The sequence below is a fragment of the Dyella sp. 01N36 genome (assembly GCF_056399745.1).
Window position 1 is genome coordinate 1 of the sequence record NZ_JBFTRY010000066.1, and the last position, 18,108, is coordinate 18,108.

An 18,108-nucleotide genomic window follows, 5' to 3' on the forward strand; every position below is an offset into this window, starting at 1 on the left:
AGCGAGGCCCCGCTTTAAGTCCTCAGCGATTCGGGCGCGTTGCGCAGCGCATTGAGGTACCCGCTGTGTACCCTCGGAGGTTGTCCCACAACAGCGCACCTCAAGCGTTCGGGCTTATCCCAACACGATGCTGCGGGCGTTATCCGGCCATTTTCTTTGGGTTACTTTCGACGCGAAGCTAGTCCCGTGGGATCTTTTGGGCCAGCAAAAGAAAAGTGACTCGAGCGGCGGCAGCCGATCGAAACGCCCGCCGCGCAGGCGGCACGCTGGCCGCGAGGCGACAGTTAATCACCGAGGCTCTGGATCTCGTCCTGCACCGGGATGACGAGATAGAAACGCTCCCGCGAGCACCCGCCCCTCATCCCAACCCTCTCCCCGGAGGAGAGAGGGAGAAAGGGCGTGCACCGCTACGACGTCCTAGGCACAAACCTCAACGCCACCGAATTCATGCAATAGCGGAACCCCGTCGGCCGCGGCCCATCATCAAACACATGCCCCAGATGGCTATCGCAACCCGCGCAACTGACCGCAATACGCTCCCACCCAAACGAAGAGTCGCGTATCTCGATCACATTCTGCTTGGCGATCGGCTGCCAGAAACTCGGCCAGCCCGTCCCCGAGTCAAATTGCGTCGCCGCATCGAACAACGCCGTATCGCACGCTGGGCAGCGGTAGAGGCCCGGCACAGCGGGCTTGTCGTGCGCGCCGCTGAAGGCACGCTCGGTGCCTGCGCGACGCATCACGTAATAAGCATCGTCGCTCAAGCGCTCATGCCATTGCGCATCGTTGAGCACGAGTTTGGGCACATGACATGGCCCCAGCTTGTGACCATCGTCCGCAAAGCACACGAGCAGCATGTCGGCGCCGGTGGCGGGTGGCGTTGCAGCCATCGCAGCACCGCTCAACGGACCACGCTTCAACAGCGTCGGTAACGCAAAGCCTCCAATGGCAGCAAAAGCTCCTCCTGTGAGCGCCGCGCGCAGAAAACGGCGACGCTCCAGTTTCACGATGTCCTGAGTGCGGGACATGGCAACCTCCGTGAGGTTAGTGAGGTGAATCAGCCGAAGGTAAAGGCGTAGGCCTGCACGCCGGGATCGAGGAAGGTGATCTCGAACGTGCGCTCACCCGTGCCGTTGGCCTGGCGAACCAATTGGTAGAGACGCTGCGAGCCCACCGTGCCGTTGCCGTCGGCATCGGTATCCATGCCGTGATCGGCGCCTGGCGTTTTGCCGTCGATGGTCACGCGGAAGCGCACGGGCTTGCCGTCATGGCCAGGGCCCAGTACCAGGTGCAGGTCGCGTCCACGGAAGCGGTAGGTAATGCCACCGTTGGCGCTGTCCAGTCGCGCACTTTCGTCACGGACGGTCCAGCGCCCGTTCAGCGCCCACTGGTTGGTCATCAAGGTCTTCGGTGCGTGGTACGTCCATACATCGTCATGCGCCACCTGGCCGCCCGCGAAGTTCTCGGCACGGGCGTAACCGACATAGGTTTMCGGTGAGCGCATGGCATCACCCGAACCTGCTGCTTCCGCGCCCTCGGCGCCCGGCTGCACATAGCCGCCCGGGAGATTCTTCTGGCCGGCCTCGGTCAGCAACTGACGGATCACGTCCTCGCTCTGCTCGTACTCGCCTTCGCCAAAGTGGTGGTGGCGAATATGGCCTTGCGGATCGATGAAATAGTGCGCCGGCCAATACTCGTTGTTGAAGCCTTTCCAGATCGCATAGTTGTTGTCGAGCGCCACCGGGTAATCGACGCCCAGATCCTTGATGGCCTTGCTGACGTTTTGCGGATCTTTCTCGAASGCAAACTCMGGMGCATGCACGCCGATCACCACCAGGCCGTGATCCCTGTACTTGTCCGCCCATGCGTGCACATAGGGCAGCGCGCGGATGCAGTTGATGCACGAATACGTCCAGAAATCGACCAGCACGACTTTGCCGCGCAGCGACTGCGCCGTGAGCGGCGCGGTGTTGAACCATTGGGTCGCGCCTTCCAGCGACGGCAGTTCGCCTTCGATCGGCAATGGGTCGCCCTGCTTGACCACGGGCTGCGGCGCAGGCGCCGGACGGGCCGCGTCGATCAGCTTCTGCTCGATGCCACCCGTGCTGGCCAGCGCCACGCGCGTGAGCACGCCGGTATCCAGGCCAAGGRCAATCACGGCCACGCCGGCAAGCACCAGCACGCCCAGTGCGCGCCGCACCCATTCGCCAGCGCCCAATGAGCGCTTCATCAGCGAGAACACGCGACCGCCGATCACCAGCGCCAAGGCCAGCGAAGTGGCTGCGCCCGCGGCATAGGTGAGCAGCAGCAACGAGGTTTGCAGGCTGGCGCCGTTGAGCGCCGCGCCGGTCAGCAAGAGTCCAAGGATGGGGCCTGCGCACGGAGCCCATAGCAAGCCGGTCGCTATGCCCAGGCCGGCGGCCGACCAGATCGAATCGTTTTCATCCGAGTGCTGCGACAGCTTGTTGCCCAGCGCCACGAACGGACGGCTGATCCATTCGGCCAGCCGCGTGGAGAGCAGGGTCAGRCCGAGCACCGCCAGCACCACCATCGCGATGATGCGTCCGTACTGGTTGGCCTGGATCGCCCAGCTGCCGCCCACGGCCGCCAGCGTGGCGACCAGGGCAAAGGTCAGCGCCATGCCCAGCAGCATAGGCAGGCCGTTGCGCGCGAAAGGCCGGTCGGCTCGCGCGAACACGAACGGCAGCACCGGCAGGATGCACGGGCTGAGGATGGTCAGTACACCGCCGAGATAGGCGAGGATCAACACGAGCATGGCGCGGCAGGTCCGAGGGGATGTCACCGGATCATTCGTCCGGGAGTTGTCTCAGGTTACATGCGCCATCAACAAAAAGGCCCGGCGCATGGCCGGGCCTCGTGGCTTGCTTTGCGGGCAACGATCAGAAGCTGGCGCGTGCGCCCACACTGATGTTCTCGGTGCCGTCATTGTTCACGCGTACGCCGCCATGCAGCGCCCAGGTCGGGTTGAAGCTGTAGACCAGGCCGAAGTCGGCATACACCTTGCCCAGGATGCCCGGGCCGCCGTGGCTGTAGCGGCCGCCGTTGCTGTAGCCGATATAGGCATTGGCAACCAGGTTATTCATCACGCGGCCCATCACGCCAGTGTTGATGGCCCAGAGGTTGCCGTTGGTGCTGACGTTGCCGCAGCGGCGATCCGAATAGTTGGCCGAGCTGACCCAGTCGCAGTAGTGGTCGCTGACGTGATCATGCATGTAGGACACCTGGGTCACCCAGTCGGCCTGCGAGCCGATGGAAGCGGCATAACCCATGCCCAGCGACCACGGGCGGTCCTTGAACTTGTCGGTCGAGCCATAGGTGTAGCCCGAGGCGTAGTCGCTGCTGGAATACGTGGGCGAGCGCAGATCGCTGTAGCTGCCGAACACCTGGAAGTTGTTGGCGAACTGGTACGAACCGCTGAGCGATGCGCCGTCGGCCTTGGCGTAGTGGCCCGAGCCGGTCACGTTGACGTAGTCGAGCTGCACATAGGTGTAGCCGATGCCGTTGCCGTCAGTAGCCTGCGCAGCCAGCGGGGCGATGAAGGCGGCCAGCGCCATCGCCGAGAGGATCTTCTTCATTGGAGCGTTCCTTGCGATTGAAAACGAGCGGCCTGCGGGGGAGACAGGCTCGGCGCGCATTAGGCCAGCGGGGAGGAACGGAGGGCTATCGGATGCCTCTCAAAAGCCGCCAGGCGACGGCGTGGAGGAGGTCTTTGCCGCACACAGCGGGCAGGGCGGACAGCCGCAGGCAGGTAACCGGGACCCGGCCCGCATCGAATAGGCAGTGAGTACCTGCGACGCTCACCTATGTCCGCCACCTTGACCGCAACCCACTCAATAGGTCTAGATATCGTCCTTTCCCGCTGGGCCAGGATCGATTCAACCGTGAGCGACGCTGCTGCTCCCATCAGCGACACGCAGGAGCGCGAGCGCGCCGCGTGGATGGCTGCGGCACAAGGTGGCGACCGGCGCGCCTATGAGCAGGTGCTGGCGTCCTCGGTGCCGCTGATCCGCGTCGCTGCCCGTCGCAAGGGCGTGGCGGCGGATCAGCTCGACGATGTGGTGCAGGAAACCCTGCTCACCGTGCATCGCGTGCGCCATACGTATGATCCGTCGCGTTCGTACGACGCCTGGCTCTCCGCGCTGGCCGGTCGACGTGCGATCGATGCGCTGCGCAGCCAGGGGCGCCGCGGCAGCCGCGAAATACATGACGAGCATGCGTACGACATGCACCCGGACGCCGACGATGCGACCGCGGCGACCGAACGCGAACAGGAAGCGCAGCGGCTGCACGATGCGATTGCCTCGTTGCCGCCGGGTCAGCGCGAGGCGATCGAGCAACTGGGACTGAAAGAACGATCGCTGGCGGAGGCATCCGCCGAGACGGGGCGCCAGACCGGCGCGCTGAAAGTCAACCTGCATCGCGCGCTCAAGGCGCTGCGGTCGCGTTTCCACGGAGAATCCTGAGCACCATGGCCGAACCCCGACTCCCCGAGTCACTGATCCATTCACTGGGCGACCAGCTCTCGCCGGTGCGGCGCTTGCCGCCCCCGTGGGTGCGCACGCTCGGCTGGCTGGTGGCGGTGGCGGTGATCGCGGCAGGGCTGTTGGCTCACTTTGGCGCCAGCCACATGATGCGCCGCTTCGAGGCCRCGCCGGATATCGCCATCGCGGGCGTCGGTGCCGTGATCACGGCGGTATGCGCGGCATGGGCAGCGTTTACGCTGGGCGTGCCGGGACGCTCCTCGCGTTGGGCCTGGCTGCCCTTGCCCGGCCTGTTGCTGTGGGTGGGCGCCAGCGGGCTGGGCTGCATACGCGACTGGCTGGGGCCATCGGCGCATATCGCCGCCTTCAACGAGGCCAGCGACTGCCTGATCTTCATCATCAGTTTGTCGGTGCCGCTGTCGGTGTTGTTGATCTGGCTGCTGCGTCGCGCCTGTCCTCTACGCCCGGTGCTGGCGGCCATCATGATCGGCCTGGCGTCCGCGGCCGCCTCAGCCGCCTTGCTTGAGATCTGCCATGCCTACGCGGTGGCGGCCACCGATCTGCTCACGCACGCGATGGCGGTGGCCATCGTGGTGTTGGTCAATGCGCTGATGGGCGGGCGCCTGCTGCAGCCTGCGCTGAAATAAATCGCCGCCCACGCTGAATCAAAAGCCGCCGCTAGTCACGGCAAAACAGGTGTTGCGTCGCAACACGGCAGAGCCGCCACGACGCGTGGCCAAGGAGGCTCCGACGGCAGGCCGGCATTGGGCAACGAGGCGCCGTGGCGCAAAGCAGGCCGCCGCAGCGGCGCTCCGCACGCACCGCAACAATCGCAATTTATTGCTGCCGATTTGCCCGTATTCAAACTGAATGGGGTGGTTCGAACGCCACCTGCGCTTGTCATGCATGGGTATAGGCTTCCGCTCCGGAAGGGGCGCGGATCAAGCGATCCGTTGATTGTGGATTGACGGACCAGGGATGGGCCGTTCGCATCGTGCAGGAATGCTGATGCGGCGTGGCCGGTGTGGATGTACTCGCAGCCGGTTTGCCGTGGTCGTTCGGGAGGGACGATGGCGGCTGTTCCATGGAAGTGCGGCCCAACCGCACGGTTACCTCACCGCTTCTGGAGATACCTACCCATGAAAGTTTCCCGTTACGCCGTACTCGCCTTCGCGAGCGCCGTTGTGTTCGGTCTTGCCATGTCCCCCGTGATGGCACAGAGCACCACGCCGCAGTCGACCCAGGACGCCAGCAAGGACGCGATGAAGTCCAGCTCGGACGCCATGAAGTCCAGCAGCGATTCGATGAAGAGCGACGCGATGAAGAGCGATTCGATGAGCAGCGACTCGATGAAGAGCGATGCCAGCAGCCAGCATCACAAGAAGCAGCACAACACCAAGAAGAGCGCCGCGCCTGCCGCTGCGTCCACCGCCGGCCACTGATACCGTCGCGCTGAAAAATGACGAGGCTCTCTCCACGGAGAGGGCCTCTTTTTTTGCCTGTGTCTGCCGGGGCTCGCCCGCTTGCGGATGCACGAGCTACCTCAGTTGGGTGTCGAGGCAGGCTTTTTCAGTGTCCCGCCGGGGACGGTCAGAAGCGCAAAATGGCCGTAATTTGAGCCGTTTGGCCCCGTCGGGCGAAGGACCGAGGGTATCGGGTGCCCTGGCGGCTGGTTTTTTCTGTTTGACATGCGCTTCAAGGTGGTCCGGTATACTGGTATTGCGCGATCCCGCGCGTCGATCCCGCATCGAGGCAAACGCACTTGAGTCAGACTGCCAAGCGCAGCACCAAATCCGCCACCACGGCGGTCGTTCGTCAGCAAGTCATCAACGCGCTGGACGAACTGAAGGCCAAGGACATTCGTGAAATCGATGTCCGCGGCAAGACCTCCATCGCCGATCTGCTGGTCATCGCCTCCGGCACCTCCGCGCGCCATGTGAAATCCATCGCCGACGAAGTCGTCAAGTTCGCCAAACAGGCGGGCGTGATGCCGCTTGGCGTGGAAGGCGAGCGCGAAGCCGAATGGGTACTGGTGGACCTGGGTGACGTGATCGTCCACGTCATGCTGCCGCGCATCCGCGAGTTCTACGGCCTGGAACGGCTGTGGACGGTGGGTGACCGCGACATGGACACCGAAGTCGCCAACGCGGGCTAAGGGCCCGCCCAGCGGCGGCGAGCGCCGTGCGCCGTTCAACGCGCGCGGCCTGCCGCTTATTTTCCCGTTTTTTGGATCGTCAATCATGCGCGCCCGTCTGATCGCCGTCGGCGAACGCATGCCCGCCTGGGTCGCCGAAGGCTTTGCCGAATACCGCAAGCGTCTCTCGCACGAGCTCCCGCTGGAATTGATCGAACTCAAGCCCGGCATCCGCGGCAAGGGGCGCGATGACGCGCGTGCGATCCAGGACGAAGGCGCGGCGATCCTGGCCGCGTTGCCGCGCGACATCCACGTGGTCGCGCTCGACGGGCGCGGCAAGACCTGGTCCAGCGAGGATCTCGCGGCGCAGCTCGCCAAGTGGCGCATGTCCGGTCGCGATCTCGCGTTTCTGATTGGCGGGCCGGATGGTCACGCGCCCGAGGTGCTGGCGCGTGCTGACCAGTCGTGGTCGCTCGGGCCGCTCACGCTGCCGCATATGCTGGTGCGTCTGGTGCTCGCCGAGCAGCTTTATCGCGCCACCACCTTGCTGGCCGGTCATCCGTATCACCGTGCGTAAGCGGGCAGCGGGACATCGACCAGCCAGCCGTGTTTTCCACGGCAAGTGGTCATAGGCGCGCCCCGGCTCGCCACGCATACTGGTTGCAACAACGCGGTTCGCGGGAGTTGCACATGTCCATCACGGTACGCCAGGCCACCATCCACGACCTCGACCTCGTGGCGCCGTTGTTCGATGCGTATCGCGTGTTCTATGGGCAGGCGAGTGATCTGGAACGGTCCACGCGCTTTCTGCGCGAGCGATTCCAGCAGCATGATTCGGTTGTGATATTCGCGATGAACGCCGATGGTGAAGGCGCGGGGTTTGTTCAGCTATATCCGATGTATTCGTCGGTGCGCACGTCGCGCAGCTATCTGCTCAACGATTTGTTTGTCGCACCCCACGCGCGTCGACGCGGGGTGGCTGCGGCACTGATGCACGAGGCGATGGACTTCGCGCGCGCCATTGGCGCGGCCGGCATGACGCTCGCCACGGCGCATACCAATACGCCTGCACAGCATTTGTACGAGTCCTTGGGATGGCAGCGGGACGAACAATTCCGCGAGTATTTCATCCGCTTCTGATGCATCGACCATCGTCTAGCTTGTCGAGAGTTTGACGTTACCGCGCGGTAGTATCGGGCGGTTGCCGTGCAGGAGAACTCAACGTGGACAAGCGCATCCGCCATGCAGGATTGGCCGCCAAGGTCATGACGGCCGCCAAGGCCGCTGAACGTGTCGATCACGGCATGACGATCGGCATGAGCGGTTTTACCGGTGCGGGCTATCCCAAAGCGGTGCCTCAGGCGCTCGCCGCGCGCATGGTGGCGACGCACGAGCATGGCGAACCGTTCCGCGTGCGCGTGTTGACTGGCGCATCCACGGCACCCGAACTCGATGGTGCGCTGGCGCGTGCCGACGGCATCGATCTGCGCCTGCCGTATCAGTCCGATCCGGAGCTGCGCGCACGCATCAATCGCGGCGAGATGGATTACCTGGACATCCATCTCAGTCACGTCGCGCAATACGCGTGGTTCGGCTTCTTCGGCAAGCTCGATCTGGCTGTGATCGAAGCCACGGCGATCATGCCGGATGGCAGCCTTTTGGCATCTTCGTCGGTGGGCAACAACAAGACCTGGCTCGATCTGGCCGACAAGGTGATCGTCGAGGTCAATCACTGGCAGCCGCTCGAAATGGACGGCATGCACGACATCTACTACGGCACGGCGCTGCCGCCGAACCGCAAGCCGATTCCGCTGCTGAAGCCGGACGATCGCATTGGCGAAAAATATCTGCGGCTGGATCCAAGCAAAGTCATCGCGGTGGTCGAGACCAACGCTCCCGACCGCAATAGCGCGTTCGCGCCTCTGGATGATTGCTCGCGACAGATCGCGGGCCACCTGATTGAATTCTTCCGTCACGAAATCGCCAAGGGAAGGCTGCATCCGCAGCTGCTGCCGCTGCAGTCCGGTGTGGGCAATATCGCCAACGCCGTGCTCGCCGGGCTGCAGGAAGGCGGTTTCAGCGGGTTGAGCGCATTCACCGAAGTGATCCAGGACGGCATGCTCGATCTGCTCGAGAACGATGTGTTGTCGGTGGCCTCGGCCACCTCGTTCTCGCTGAGCCCGGCGGGCATCGAGCGCTTTCTGGCCAAGATCGATTTCTTCCGCCAGCGCATCATTCTGCGCACGCAGGAGATCTCCAATCATCCGGAACTGGTGCGTCGCCTCGGCTGCATCGCCATGAACGGCATGGTGGAAGCGGATATCTACGGCAATATCAATTCCACCCACGTCGCCGGCACCAGCATCATCAACGGCATCGGCGGATCGGGCGACTTTGCGCGCAACGGCTTTTTGTCGTGCTTCCTCACGCCCAGTACCGCCAAGAACGGCGCAGTGTCCTGCATCGTGCCGATGGTGAGCCATGTCGATCACACCGAGCATGATGTGTCGGTGATCGTGACGGAGCAGGGCCTGGCCGATTTGCGCGGCCTGTCGCCGCGCCAGCGCGCCAAGGTGGTGATCGAGCGCTGCGCGCATCCTCACTATCGCCCGATGTTGCAGGACTATGTCGATCGCGCGCTGCATGACAGCCGCGGTAAGCACACGCCGCATCTGTTGCAGGAGGCGCTGTCGTGGCATCAGCGTTTCCTCGACAGCGGCGATATGAGACCTTAGGGGTTCCTGCCTCCCCCGGGGTTGTTGCACATGCTCTATCTCGCCTCCCAATCGCCGCGCCGTCGCCAGCTGCTCGAACAGATCGGCGTGAACTTCCGCATTGTCGATGTCGATGTACCCGAGCAGCGCTTGCTGGGAGAAACGCCGCGCGACTACGTAAGCCGCGTGGCACGCGAGAAAGCCCGCGCCGGACTCGCTGCACTGGAAGAGACCGGTGCTGCCGTGCTCGGTGCAGATACCGAGGTCGTGCTCGATGACGAAGTGTTCGGCAAGCCCGACGATGCGGAGGATGCCGCCAGCATGCTGCGTCGCCTCTCGGGCCGCGTGCACGAAGTGATCTCCACCGTATGGCTGGYCACGCGTTCAGGCGAATGGTCCGATACCAGTCTTTCGCGCGTGAGCATGCCGCCGTTGGACAACGCGACCATTGCCGCTTACATCGCCACCGGCGAACCGTTCGGCAAAGCCGGTGCCTATGGCATCCAGGGGCATGGCGCCAAGCTGATCGAACACCTGGATGGCAGCCATTCGGGTGTCATGGGCATGCCCATTTACGAGACCGCGCGACTGCTGCGAGCRCACTCGCTGATTGCTGCCTGATCCAAGCGTCAAGCTCAGTGGCTCATCACGAACCACGACACCACGGCGAGCAGGTTGTTCATGCCATGGGCGACCACGGCCGGCCAGATCGACCCCGACTGCACGCGCAACCAGCCAAGGATGAGGCCGAGCAAGGCCAGGTTGGGCAGGGCGTACCAGAGAAACGAAAGATCCGGCAGATGCACACAGGCAAACAGCAAGGCCGACAGCACGATGGCCATGCCATTGCCGGTGTAGCGCGCCACGGCCGACAGCAGCACGCCGCGGAACAATAGTTCCTCCACCAGCGGACCCAGGCTGATCACCAGCACGGCCAGCGGCAGGCGCAACGCCATCGAGGTATTGGCTCCCAGCTGCTTGATGTCTTGGCTCACCTCGTGTCCCTGCGCCAGCCATTGCGTGAGCATGCCGCCGACGATAGGCATCATCACGCCCGCGGCGAGTGCCGCCACGTAGAAGGCGATATGTGGAGTAGACGTGAAGCCCAGTCCTGGCGGCGCGCCCTCGATCCATCGCTCAGGCCACCAGCGCCGCGCGAAGTGCACGATCACCGAGGCGGAAATCAGCAGCGTCGCGATCACGGCTGCCGCCGTCATATCCGACTGGCCCAGCCAGTGACGACCCATGGGAATGATCGCGCCGAGCCCGCCGCCCCCGCGCAACGCGCCGACGATGCCAGCGATCAGTGTGATCGCGCTACCCACGGCAAGCTGGAGCACGAAATACAGCACGATCAGGGCGATGGCTTGCCCGGGAGTGGGCGCGCGCGAGGTCGATGGGGATGGCGAAACGGGCAGATCAGTCAGGCGGTTCGCGTCCATCGAGTCGATCCAGAGCGCACGCGCGCAGAGTGGTTGCGTCGGCAGGTTTCACCCCTGCCGACGGACACGATCACGCTAGACCCTGCTGCTGCGCGTGCCAATCCTGTCCTTTGGCACGGTCCGCGCAGGTGTGCCGCGCTCGGCCCGCTGGCTGTCATCGCGTTCACGGGATCGCCTTGTATAGTGACGGGACGATCCAAGGAGGAAATCGGCGCTCAGGCGCCAGCCCATGTTTGCATTTGACTGGCTGTCCGACCCGACTGTCTGGGCAGGTCTGCTCACCCTCGTGGTGCTGGAGATCGTGCTTGGCATCGACAATCTCGTCTTCATCGCGATTCTTGCCGACAAGCTGCAGGCGAAAGAACGCGACAAGGCCCGCGTGCTCGGCCTCTTGCTGGCCCTGGTCATGCGACTGGCGCTGCTGGGCGCGATGTCATGGCTGGTGAAGCTCACCACGCCCGTCCTCACGCTGGGCGCCGTATCGTTCTCGTGGCGCGACATCATCCTGTTGCTGGGCGGCGCCTTCCTGTTGTTCAAGGCGACCGTGGAGCTGCACGAACGCCTGGAGGCGGCCGACCATGACGATGCGGCCAAGCGCGCACCGGCGCGTTTCTGGCTGGTAGTCGCCCAGATCGTTGCACTCGATGCGGTGTTCTCGATCGACTCGGTGATCACCGCGGTGGGCATGGTCGATCATCTCTCGGTGATGATGATCGCCGTGGTGGTGGCCATGATCCTGATGATCAGCGCCAGCAAGCCGCTCACCAACTTCGTCAATGCGCGGCCGACCGTGGTGATCCTGTGCCTGTCGTTCCTGCTGATGATCGGTTTCAGCCTGGTCGCGGAGGCCTTCGGTTTTCATATACCGAAGGGCTATTTGTATGCGGCGATCGGCTTCTCGATCCTGATCGAGGCGTTCAACCAGACCATGCGCCGCAATCGCCAGCGCAGCCTGCTGGGCAGCGCGCGCACGTTGCGCGATCGCACCGCGCTGGCGGTGCTGAACCTGCTGGGCGCYGGCGGCGACGACGAAGATGTCGCGCCCAAAGCCACCGCGGCGAAACCCGAAGGCAACGTCGCCATGTTCGGCAAGGACGAGCTGGCGATGGTGCAGGGTGTGCTGGATCTGGCGCATCGGCCGGTGCGTTCCATCATGACGCCGCGGCCGGAAATCAACTGGATCGACCCGCGCGAAAACGTCGAGCAGTTGCGCGCGGAAGTCACTGCATCCAGTCATGCATGGCTGCCGGTGGCGGGCGATGATCTCGACCAGTTGGTAGGCGTGGCATCATCGCGCGACCTGCTGGCGAGCCTGCTCGAACATGGCCATATCGACGTGGATCAGGTGGTGCGCAAGCCGCTCACCGTGCTCGAATCGCTGAGCGTGCTGCGCCTGATCGAAGAGTTCCGCCGCTCACCGCTGCAAGTGGCGCTGGTGGTGGACGAATACGGCAGCGTGCTCGGACTGGTCACGCCCACCGACGTGCTCGAAGTGATCGCGGGCGAGTTTCCGGATGATGAGAGCGGTGATCCTGCCGCCGTGCAGGAGACCGACGGAGCCTGGTTGCTCGACGCCAGCCTCGACCTGCGCCGYGTCGAACACCTGCTCGGTTTCAAGCTGACCGGCGACGATAGTTTTTCTACCCTGGCGGGTTACGTGCTACAGCAGCTGGGCCGACTGCCCAGCGCAGGCGATGCCTTCACCAGCGAAGGCCTGCGTTTCGAAGTGGTGGCGATGGACGGCGCACGCATCGAGCGGCTGAAGGTGAATCCGATCGAATGAGAGAGCGTCRCGCCCCACGCCATCGAAGACACCATAAAACCCGGCCCACGCTTCGCCGCATCCTGCAGATAAGCCACCGCGTACCAAACGCGGCCGGCCACCCAGACCAGGCCCGCCACGCCAGCCCACAGCGGATAGCCGTACTGCACCGCCAGCCACAGGGTAGGCAGGAAGATCACGGTCGATTCCAGCGTGTTCATCTGCACCCGCCAGGCGCGCTCGAACGCCGGATGCCCGTCGATGGCCGGCGCCTTGACGCCATATTTCTCGCGGGCATGTCCGGTGGCCCAGACCGTGCCGAACTGGAGCAGGACCGTCAGCAGGACGACGACGGCGGGCAGGTGCTGGATCATGGCGGGTACTCAGGGAAAGGTCGCCCACTGTAGCCATCGCGTGCCAATGGCGGGAGGGGGCGCGAGGGGTTATCGTCTTGCCATCGTTGGATGAGCGAGGGCCTTCGTATGGATTGGCAGAAGGGCGAGCGGAGTCAGAACGTCGAGGTCGACAGCGGCGGTGGTGGTGGCGGTCCCCGTTTCGGCGGCGGTCGCGGCTTGGGCATTGGTGGCATCGTCATTCTGGCGATCCTCGGCCTGGTGTTTTTCAAGGATCCGACCGCTCTGCTGAGCCAGGTCGACAGTGGCGGGCAGCAAGTTGCCGCGCCGAGTGGACAGCCGGCCAATGTCGATCCGCAGACCAAGGATTTTGTCAGCGCGATTCTTGGATCCACCGAGAAAACCTGGAGCGACATCTTCACCGCGCACGGACGGCAATACGTCGATCCCAAGCTGGACTTGTTCAGCGGCGGGGTGCGTACCGCCTGCGGTGCGGCGTCCACCGCAGTGGGGCCGTTCTATTGTCCCGGCGACCAGAAGGTCTACCTCGACGTGGCGTTTTTCGAGGAACTGCAAAGCCGCTTCCATGCTGCCGGCGACTTCGCCCGTGCCTACGTGATTGCGCACGAGGTGGGCCACCACGTGCAGAACCTGCTTGGCGTGTTCGACCAGGTGGAGCAGGCGCGTCGCCGTGGTGCGCGGATGGAAGGCGCCGATGGCTTGTCGGTGCGCCAGGAGCTGCAGGCCGACTGTTTCGCCGGCGTGTGGGCCAACCACAGCCAGCAGCGCCTGCAGTGGCTGCAGCCGGGCGATATCGAATCGGCGCTCAACGCGGCCAGCAAGATCGGCGACGACGCGCTCCAGCAGCAGGCGCAGGGCAGGGTGGTGCCGGACTCGTTCACCCACGGTACCTCGGCGCAGCGCGTGAAATGGTTTACCGCCGGGTTCCAGAGCGGCGATATCGCCAGCTGCAATACGTTCGCAGGCGAGCCTTGAGGTCCAAGCACGTCGAAGGCCCGCCATGCGGGCCTTCGACGTTTTAGAATGGCCGCCTGCGCGCCTCGGGGTGCGCTTTCGAACGATCTGCATGTTGCATCCCTGTCTGAGTTGCGGTGCCTGTTGCGCCTTTTTCCGCGTGGCCTTTCATTGGTCCGAGGCGGACGCGTCGCTGGATGGCGTGGTGCCGCCAGAGTTCACCGAGACGCTCGACCCGCATCGCCTGGTCATGCGCGGCACCCAGGCCTCGCGGCCGCGCTGCGTCGCCTTGCAGGGCGAGGTGGGAACAGCGGCCCATTGCGGCATCTACGAGCGCCGGCCCTCGGTGTGCCGCGAAGTGGAACCGTCGTGGGAGTTTGGCCGTCCCAGCGCCCAATGCGACAAGGCACGGCTGGGCCATGGGCTGCCGCCGCTGACGCCGGAACACTGGCCGGAGGCCGTGTCCGGCGACTGAGCTCAGCGCCCCATCAGCGGGTTGGCCTCGTTCTGGAAGGCCAGCACGAACTGTTTCAGATCACCTTCGTTGACGTCCGAGACGACTACGTAGTGCATGCCGTCGCCGGTCCAGCGGATCACCGTGTAACCGTGCTCCTGGCTGGCGGCCTGCGCGGTCGGGCGAGTTTCGGCGGGCCACTGGAACAGGTTGATCACATGCAGGTGACGCTTGTAGATCAGCGCGGCCACGCTATGGCCTTCCAGTGCATCGAGGCGGCCACCCACCAGCGGGAAGCCTTCGGCGGCCAGATCCTTCACCCGCGGCGAGAAGTCGAGCTTGCCCTCGAACCAGGGCTTGACCGTGTGCTGGTCGGTCGACACCACGTCCATCAGATGCTCGCCCTGCAATGAGCGCACATGGCCGGAAATGGCCTGGGCGACGATGGCATCGTCCCCACCGCGCGTGGGCAGCCAATGCAGCCACGCCGGCACGGAGAGGAGCACCGCAGCGGCAAAGCCCGCTGCCGCTGCGAACGCGACAGGTGTGCGTCGCCGCACAGTGATCGGTGTCACCTTTGGAGGCGCCGCAGCTGCCGCAGGCGTCGTCCATTGGGCTCGCAATGCATCCGGCGCGCGACGATACAGCGCCGGTTCGGACAAGGCCTTCTGCATGATGGCGTAGGTCTCGTAACGGGACTTGCACGCGCTGCACTCGTGCAGGTGGCGAGCCATCGCAGCACTGCTGGCAGCATCCAGTTCGTCGTCGAGATAGGCGTGCAACAGCAGCCCGGCGTCATCGCAGATCATGACGGCGTACCTCCTTGGGCCGGCAGGTGAGTTCGGCCCGCAAGCGATCGCGGGCACGCGCAAGACGGGACATCACCGTGCCGATCTTCTGTCCGGTGATGGTCGCGATTTCCTTGTATGAGCATTCTTCCAGTTCACGCAGTACCAGGATTTCGCGCAAGGGCGACGGCAGCCGTTCCAGCGCCGCCTGCAGTGCGCCGACGTCCACGGCAAGCAGGGTGAGGGTTTCGGGTGACGGGCCATCGTCGATGAGCGGATGCACCGCCTCGTCCAGTTCGTCGTGCAACGCATCCTGCGGGGTGCGGCTGCGCAGTGTGTAAAACGTGTTGCGCACGATCGCCAGCAGCCACACGCGCACGTCGCCTCCGCGGAAGCTGTCGAAATAGCGCAGCGCGCGCAGCATCGCTTCCTGCACGACATCCTGTGCATCGCTGGGATTGCGTGCGAGCCAGTGGGCGAGGTTGTACGCCGCGTCCAGATACGGCACCACCTGCGCCTCGAAGCGTGCGCTTCGTGCGGCGTCGGCGGCTCTCATGCTGGCGGTCGGCTGGGATGGCATAAGTGGGTATACCCCGGTTGCGGCCACTTTATTCCAACGCGCTTTTCGCGGCACGTGCCGGGAATAGACCGGTGCATCGGCGGGTATTTGGCTTAGGGCGCGGACGAAGTGTCTGTCGCCACTAGCGGAGATCCGACGATGGACGACATTCAAGACCTCGAGGCCGGCGACCGCCGCCAGTTCCTCAAATGCATGGCGTGGGCCGGTGCCGGCACGCTATGGCTGATGCACGGCGGCGTATTGAAAGCCCAGCCGCTGACGGCACAGGGAGCGGCCACTGCTGCCGACTCCACTTTCAGCTTCGTGCAGATCAGCGACTCGCATATCGGCTTTCACAAGGCGCCGAACATGGATGTGGCCGGCACGCTGCGACAGTCGCTGGCGATGATCAACGCGCAGAAGAAGGAGCCCGATTTCGTGCTGCATACGGGTGACCTTACGCATTTGTCGCGACCGGAGGAATTCGACGCGCTGTCCGGCATCATGCAGGACGCGCGCATGGCCAAGGTGTTCTACGTGCCCGGCGAACACGACGTGATCGGCGACAACGGCGCCGAATACTTCCGCCGTTTTGGCGAACGCCAACAGAGTGGCGGCTGGTACAGCTTCGACCACCACGGCGTGCATTTCGTGGGACTCATCAACGTGCTGAATCTGAAAGCCGGAGGCCTGGGCTCGCTCGGCGCCGATCAGCTGGCATGGCTGAAGAAGGATCTCGCCGGACTTTCCGCCGACACGCCGCTGGTGGTGTTCGCGCACATGCCGTTATGGCCGCTTTATACGGACTGGGGCTGGGGCACGGATGACAGCAATGAAGCGGTGAGCTATCTGCGTCGCTTCGGTTCGGTGAGCGTGCTCAACGGCCACATCCACCAGATCCAGCAGAAGGTGGAAGGCAGCATCACGTTCTACACCGCGCGCTCCACCGCCTATCCGCAGCCTGCACCAGGCACGGCGCCTGCGCCGGGTCCGATGAAGGACGTCGCCCCGAACGACCTGCATCGCTATCTGGGTATACGCGACGTGCGCCACGTGCAGGGCAGCCACGCGCTGGCCGTGACCGAAGAGGTGATGGCATGAACGTGATGTCATGGTCGCTTTCGGTGATCACGACCTTGGTAGTGGCCGCCGCGACAACCTCGCCGGCGCTGGCTGCCAATGCAGCGAAGAGCACGCCCGCCAAGCCCGCCGTGGTGGACATCAAGGATTTCGCGTTTGCTCCGAAAACCTTGACCATTACGGCGGGCACGCGCGTGGTGTGGACCAATCTTGATGAAGAACCGCACGTGGTGGTCAGCGCGGGCAATCAGTTTGCGACGTCAAAGGCGCTCGACACCAGCGACAGCTACGCCATCACGTTCGACCACGCTGGCACCTATGCGTACTACTGCGCCATCCATCCCATGATGGTCGGCACGATTATCGTGAAGTGAAGGCGCTGTCGAAGCGGTAGATATCCATCGCGAGCAGGCCATATTCGATGCCGGCATCGATGCGCTGGGCGTGCGAGCCCTCGCCCGCCGCGCCCAGCGCCACGAACAGCGGAAGCAGGTGTTCGTCGGTGGGATGCGCGCGTTCGGCAAACCGCGCCTGACGGCGATAGTCGAGCAGGGCGGGCACGTCACCCGCGGACAACTTGTTCTCGATCCATTCGATGAACGGTCGTACGTACGGCGCCTCGCGCTCTTCGCTGTAGCCGGCGCGGAAATCGTGCAGGTTGTGCGTGATGCTGCCCGAACCGATCACCAGCACGCCGTCGTTGCGCAAAGGCGCCAGCGCGCGACCCACCGCGTATTGATGGGCAGGCCCCAGCTGCGGCTGGATGGAGAGGGGAACGACAGGGATGTCGGCGTCGGGGTAGAGCAGGCGCAACGGCACCCAGGCGCCGTGATCCAGGCCCTGCGTGGGATCAAGCGTGGTCGGCAGGCCGGCCTTGTCGAGCAGTTCGGTGACATGGGCAGCGAGTGCCGGCTCCCCCTTCGCCGGATATTGGATGTCGAACAGCGCCTGCGGAAAGCCATAGAAATCGTGGATGGTCTCGGGCCGCGAGGCGCCACCCACATGAGGCTGTCGCGCCAGCCAGTGCGCCGTGGCAATCACGATGGCCCTGGGGCGGGGCAGTTCGCGCGCGAGCTCGGCCAGCCGCTCGCCCACGCGACGGGGCTGGATCGCGGTCATGGGCGAGCCGTGGGAGATGTAGAGGCTGGGGAGGGTGGTCATGGTGGCGTACCTTTTGGGGACCACCCTAGGTTAGGGATTTGGCGGGGAATTGCAGCGTGCGTGGGGTGAACGATGCGTCACTGGAGGGGAACGATGGTTGGGTTGGCGTTCGCCCCTGCACTTGTCATCTCCTCGCTGCGCATCGGCTTTAGTCACCCCTTCTTCCGTCTGACGTGCCTGCTTG

General features: G+C 64.3%; 20 protein-coding genes and 1 pseudogene. 13 read left to right on the plus strand and 8 right to left on the minus strand.

Annotation, left to right across the window (positions count from 1 at the left end):
- Positions 1–407 precede the first annotated feature (407 nt).
- The 3 genes from msrB to AC1DMG_RS12155 all read right to left on the minus strand — a co-directional run bounded on the left by msrB (position 408) and on the right by AC1DMG_RS12155 (position 3,596).
- Positions 408–1,028: a peptide-methionine (R)-S-oxide reductase MsrB gene (msrB, locus tag AC1DMG_RS12145; RefSeq protein ID WP_477178057.1), complete on the minus strand. Its 621-nt coding sequence runs from the start codon at positions 1,026–1,028 to the stop codon at positions 408–410.
- 29 nt (positions 1,029–1,057) lie between these two features.
- Entirely contained in the window at positions 1,058–2,776 is a 1,719-nt protein-coding gene (locus AC1DMG_RS12150; protein ID WP_477180556.1) for a cytochrome c biogenesis protein DipZ, read from the minus strand.
- 124 nt (positions 2,777–2,900) lie between these two features.
- Positions 2,901–3,596 carry a hypothetical protein gene (locus AC1DMG_RS12155; RefSeq protein ID WP_441604372.1) on the minus strand — a complete coding sequence of 232 codons (696 nt, stop codon included), beginning with the start codon at positions 3,594–3,596 and terminating at the stop codon, positions 2,901–2,903.
- 306 nt (positions 3,597–3,902) lie between these two features.
- Here AC1DMG_RS12155 and AC1DMG_RS12160 point away from each other — a divergent pair, with 306 nt between their 5' ends.
- The 8 genes from AC1DMG_RS12160 (at position 3,903) to AC1DMG_RS12195 (ending at position 9,971) form a co-directional block, all read left to right on the plus strand.
- Positions 3,903–4,484: a sigma-70 family RNA polymerase sigma factor gene (locus AC1DMG_RS12160; RefSeq protein ID WP_441604371.1), complete on the plus strand. Its 582-nt coding sequence runs from the start codon at positions 3,903–3,905 to the stop codon at positions 4,482–4,484.
- Between the two features lie 5 nt (positions 4,485–4,489).
- Positions 4,490–5,149 (plus strand): NrsF family protein, encoded by a 660-nt coding sequence (locus AC1DMG_RS12165; protein WP_477180557.1) that lies wholly within the window; start codon positions 4,490–4,492, stop codon positions 5,147–5,149.
- A gap of 492 nt (positions 5,150–5,641) precedes the next feature.
- Entirely contained in the window at positions 5,642–5,944 is a 303-nt protein-coding gene (locus AC1DMG_RS12170) for a hypothetical protein (protein WP_441604369.1), read from the plus strand.
- Between the two features lie 320 nt (positions 5,945–6,264).
- Positions 6,265–6,657, plus strand: a complete 393-nt coding sequence (gene rsfS / locus AC1DMG_RS12175) for a ribosome silencing factor (RefSeq protein ID WP_121878472.1) — start codon at positions 6,265–6,267, stop codon at positions 6,655–6,657.
- 85 nt (positions 6,658–6,742) lie between these two features.
- Entirely contained in the window at positions 6,743–7,213 is a 471-nt protein-coding gene (rlmH, locus tag AC1DMG_RS12180) for a 23S rRNA (pseudouridine(1915)-N(3))-methyltransferase RlmH (protein ID WP_441604368.1), read from the plus strand.
- Positions 7,214–7,326: 113 nt separating this feature from the next.
- On the plus strand, positions 7,327–7,776 hold the full coding sequence (locus AC1DMG_RS12185) for a GNAT family N-acetyltransferase (RefSeq protein WP_441604367.1): 450 nt from the start codon (positions 7,327–7,329) through the stop codon (positions 7,774–7,776).
- 83 nt (positions 7,777–7,859) lie between these two features.
- Complete coding sequence (locus AC1DMG_RS12190; protein ID WP_441611100.1) at positions 7,860–9,371, plus strand: acetyl-CoA hydrolase/transferase family protein; 1,512 nt, start codon at positions 7,860–7,862, stop codon at positions 9,369–9,371.
- Positions 9,372–9,401: 30 nt separating this feature from the next.
- Complete coding sequence (locus tag AC1DMG_RS12195; protein ID WP_477180558.1) at positions 9,402–9,971, plus strand: Maf family protein; 570 nt, start codon at positions 9,402–9,404, stop codon at positions 9,969–9,971.
- Positions 9,972–9,985: 14 nt separating this feature from the next.
- On the opposite strand, the gene AC1DMG_RS12200 is transcribed toward AC1DMG_RS12195, so the two are convergent.
- The gene (locus AC1DMG_RS12200) at positions 9,986–10,792 is read right to left on the minus strand and encodes a CPBP family intramembrane glutamic endopeptidase (RefSeq protein ID WP_441604364.1); all 807 of its coding nucleotides are present in this window, start codon (positions 10,790–10,792) and stop codon (positions 9,986–9,988) included.
- Positions 10,793–11,021: 229 nt separating this feature from the next.
- Between AC1DMG_RS12200 and AC1DMG_RS12205 the strand changes: the two genes are divergently transcribed.
- Positions 11,022–12,575, plus strand: a complete 1,554-nt coding sequence (locus AC1DMG_RS12205) for a hemolysin family protein (protein ID WP_441604363.1) — start codon at positions 11,022–11,024, stop codon at positions 12,573–12,575.
- A gap of 23 nt (positions 12,576–12,598) precedes the next feature.
- Here the strand turns inward: AC1DMG_RS12205 and AC1DMG_RS12210 are convergent.
- A pseudogene (locus AC1DMG_RS12210) lies at positions 12,599–12,928 on the minus strand (MAPEG family protein); the annotation flags it as partial.
- 108 nt (positions 12,929–13,036) lie between these two features.
- Here AC1DMG_RS12210 and ypfJ point away from each other — a divergent pair.
- Together ypfJ and AC1DMG_RS12220 are read left to right on the plus strand one after the other, a co-directional pair.
- Positions 13,037–13,903: a KPN_02809 family neutral zinc metallopeptidase gene (gene ypfJ / locus AC1DMG_RS12215; RefSeq protein WP_441604361.1), complete on the plus strand. Its 867-nt coding sequence runs from the start codon at positions 13,037–13,039 to the stop codon at positions 13,901–13,903.
- Between the two features lie 91 nt (positions 13,904–13,994).
- Positions 13,995–14,357: a YkgJ family cysteine cluster protein gene (locus AC1DMG_RS12220; protein WP_441604360.1), complete on the plus strand. Its 363-nt coding sequence runs from the start codon at positions 13,995–13,997 to the stop codon at positions 14,355–14,357.
- Between the two features lie 2 nt (positions 14,358–14,359).
- Here AC1DMG_RS12220 and AC1DMG_RS12225 read toward each other — a convergent pair whose 3' ends face one another.
- Positions 14,360–15,145 carry an anti-sigma factor family protein gene (locus AC1DMG_RS12225; RefSeq protein ID WP_441604359.1) on the minus strand — a complete coding sequence of 262 codons (786 nt, stop codon included), beginning with the start codon at positions 15,143–15,145 and terminating at the stop codon, positions 14,360–14,362.
- Positions 15,132–15,680, minus strand: a complete 549-nt coding sequence (locus AC1DMG_RS12230; protein ID WP_441604358.1) for a sigma-70 family RNA polymerase sigma factor — start codon at positions 15,678–15,680, stop codon at positions 15,132–15,134. Before AC1DMG_RS12230 ends, AC1DMG_RS12225 begins: the two co-directional genes overlap by 14 nt.
- Before the next feature lie 162 nt (positions 15,681–15,842).
- Here AC1DMG_RS12230 and AC1DMG_RS12235 point away from each other — a divergent pair, with 162 nt between their 5' ends.
- Both AC1DMG_RS12235 and AC1DMG_RS12240 read left to right on the plus strand, forming a co-directional pair.
- On the plus strand, positions 15,843–16,784 hold the full coding sequence (locus AC1DMG_RS12235) for a metallophosphoesterase family protein (RefSeq protein WP_441604357.1): 942 nt from the start codon (positions 15,843–15,845) through the stop codon (positions 16,782–16,784).
- Positions 16,781–17,137 carry a cupredoxin domain-containing protein gene (locus AC1DMG_RS12240; RefSeq protein ID WP_441604356.1) on the plus strand — a complete coding sequence of 119 codons (357 nt, stop codon included), beginning with the start codon at positions 16,781–16,783 and terminating at the stop codon, positions 17,135–17,137. Before AC1DMG_RS12235 ends, AC1DMG_RS12240 begins: the two co-directional genes overlap by 4 nt.
- On the opposite strand, the gene AC1DMG_RS12245 is transcribed toward AC1DMG_RS12240, so the two are convergent.
- Positions 17,124–17,924 (minus strand): dioxygenase family protein, encoded by an 801-nt coding sequence (locus AC1DMG_RS12245; protein ID WP_441604355.1) that lies wholly within the window; start codon positions 17,922–17,924, stop codon positions 17,124–17,126. The two genes, AC1DMG_RS12240 and AC1DMG_RS12245, sit on opposite strands and share 14 nt — an antisense overlap.
- Positions 17,925–18,108: the final 184 nt, after the last annotated feature.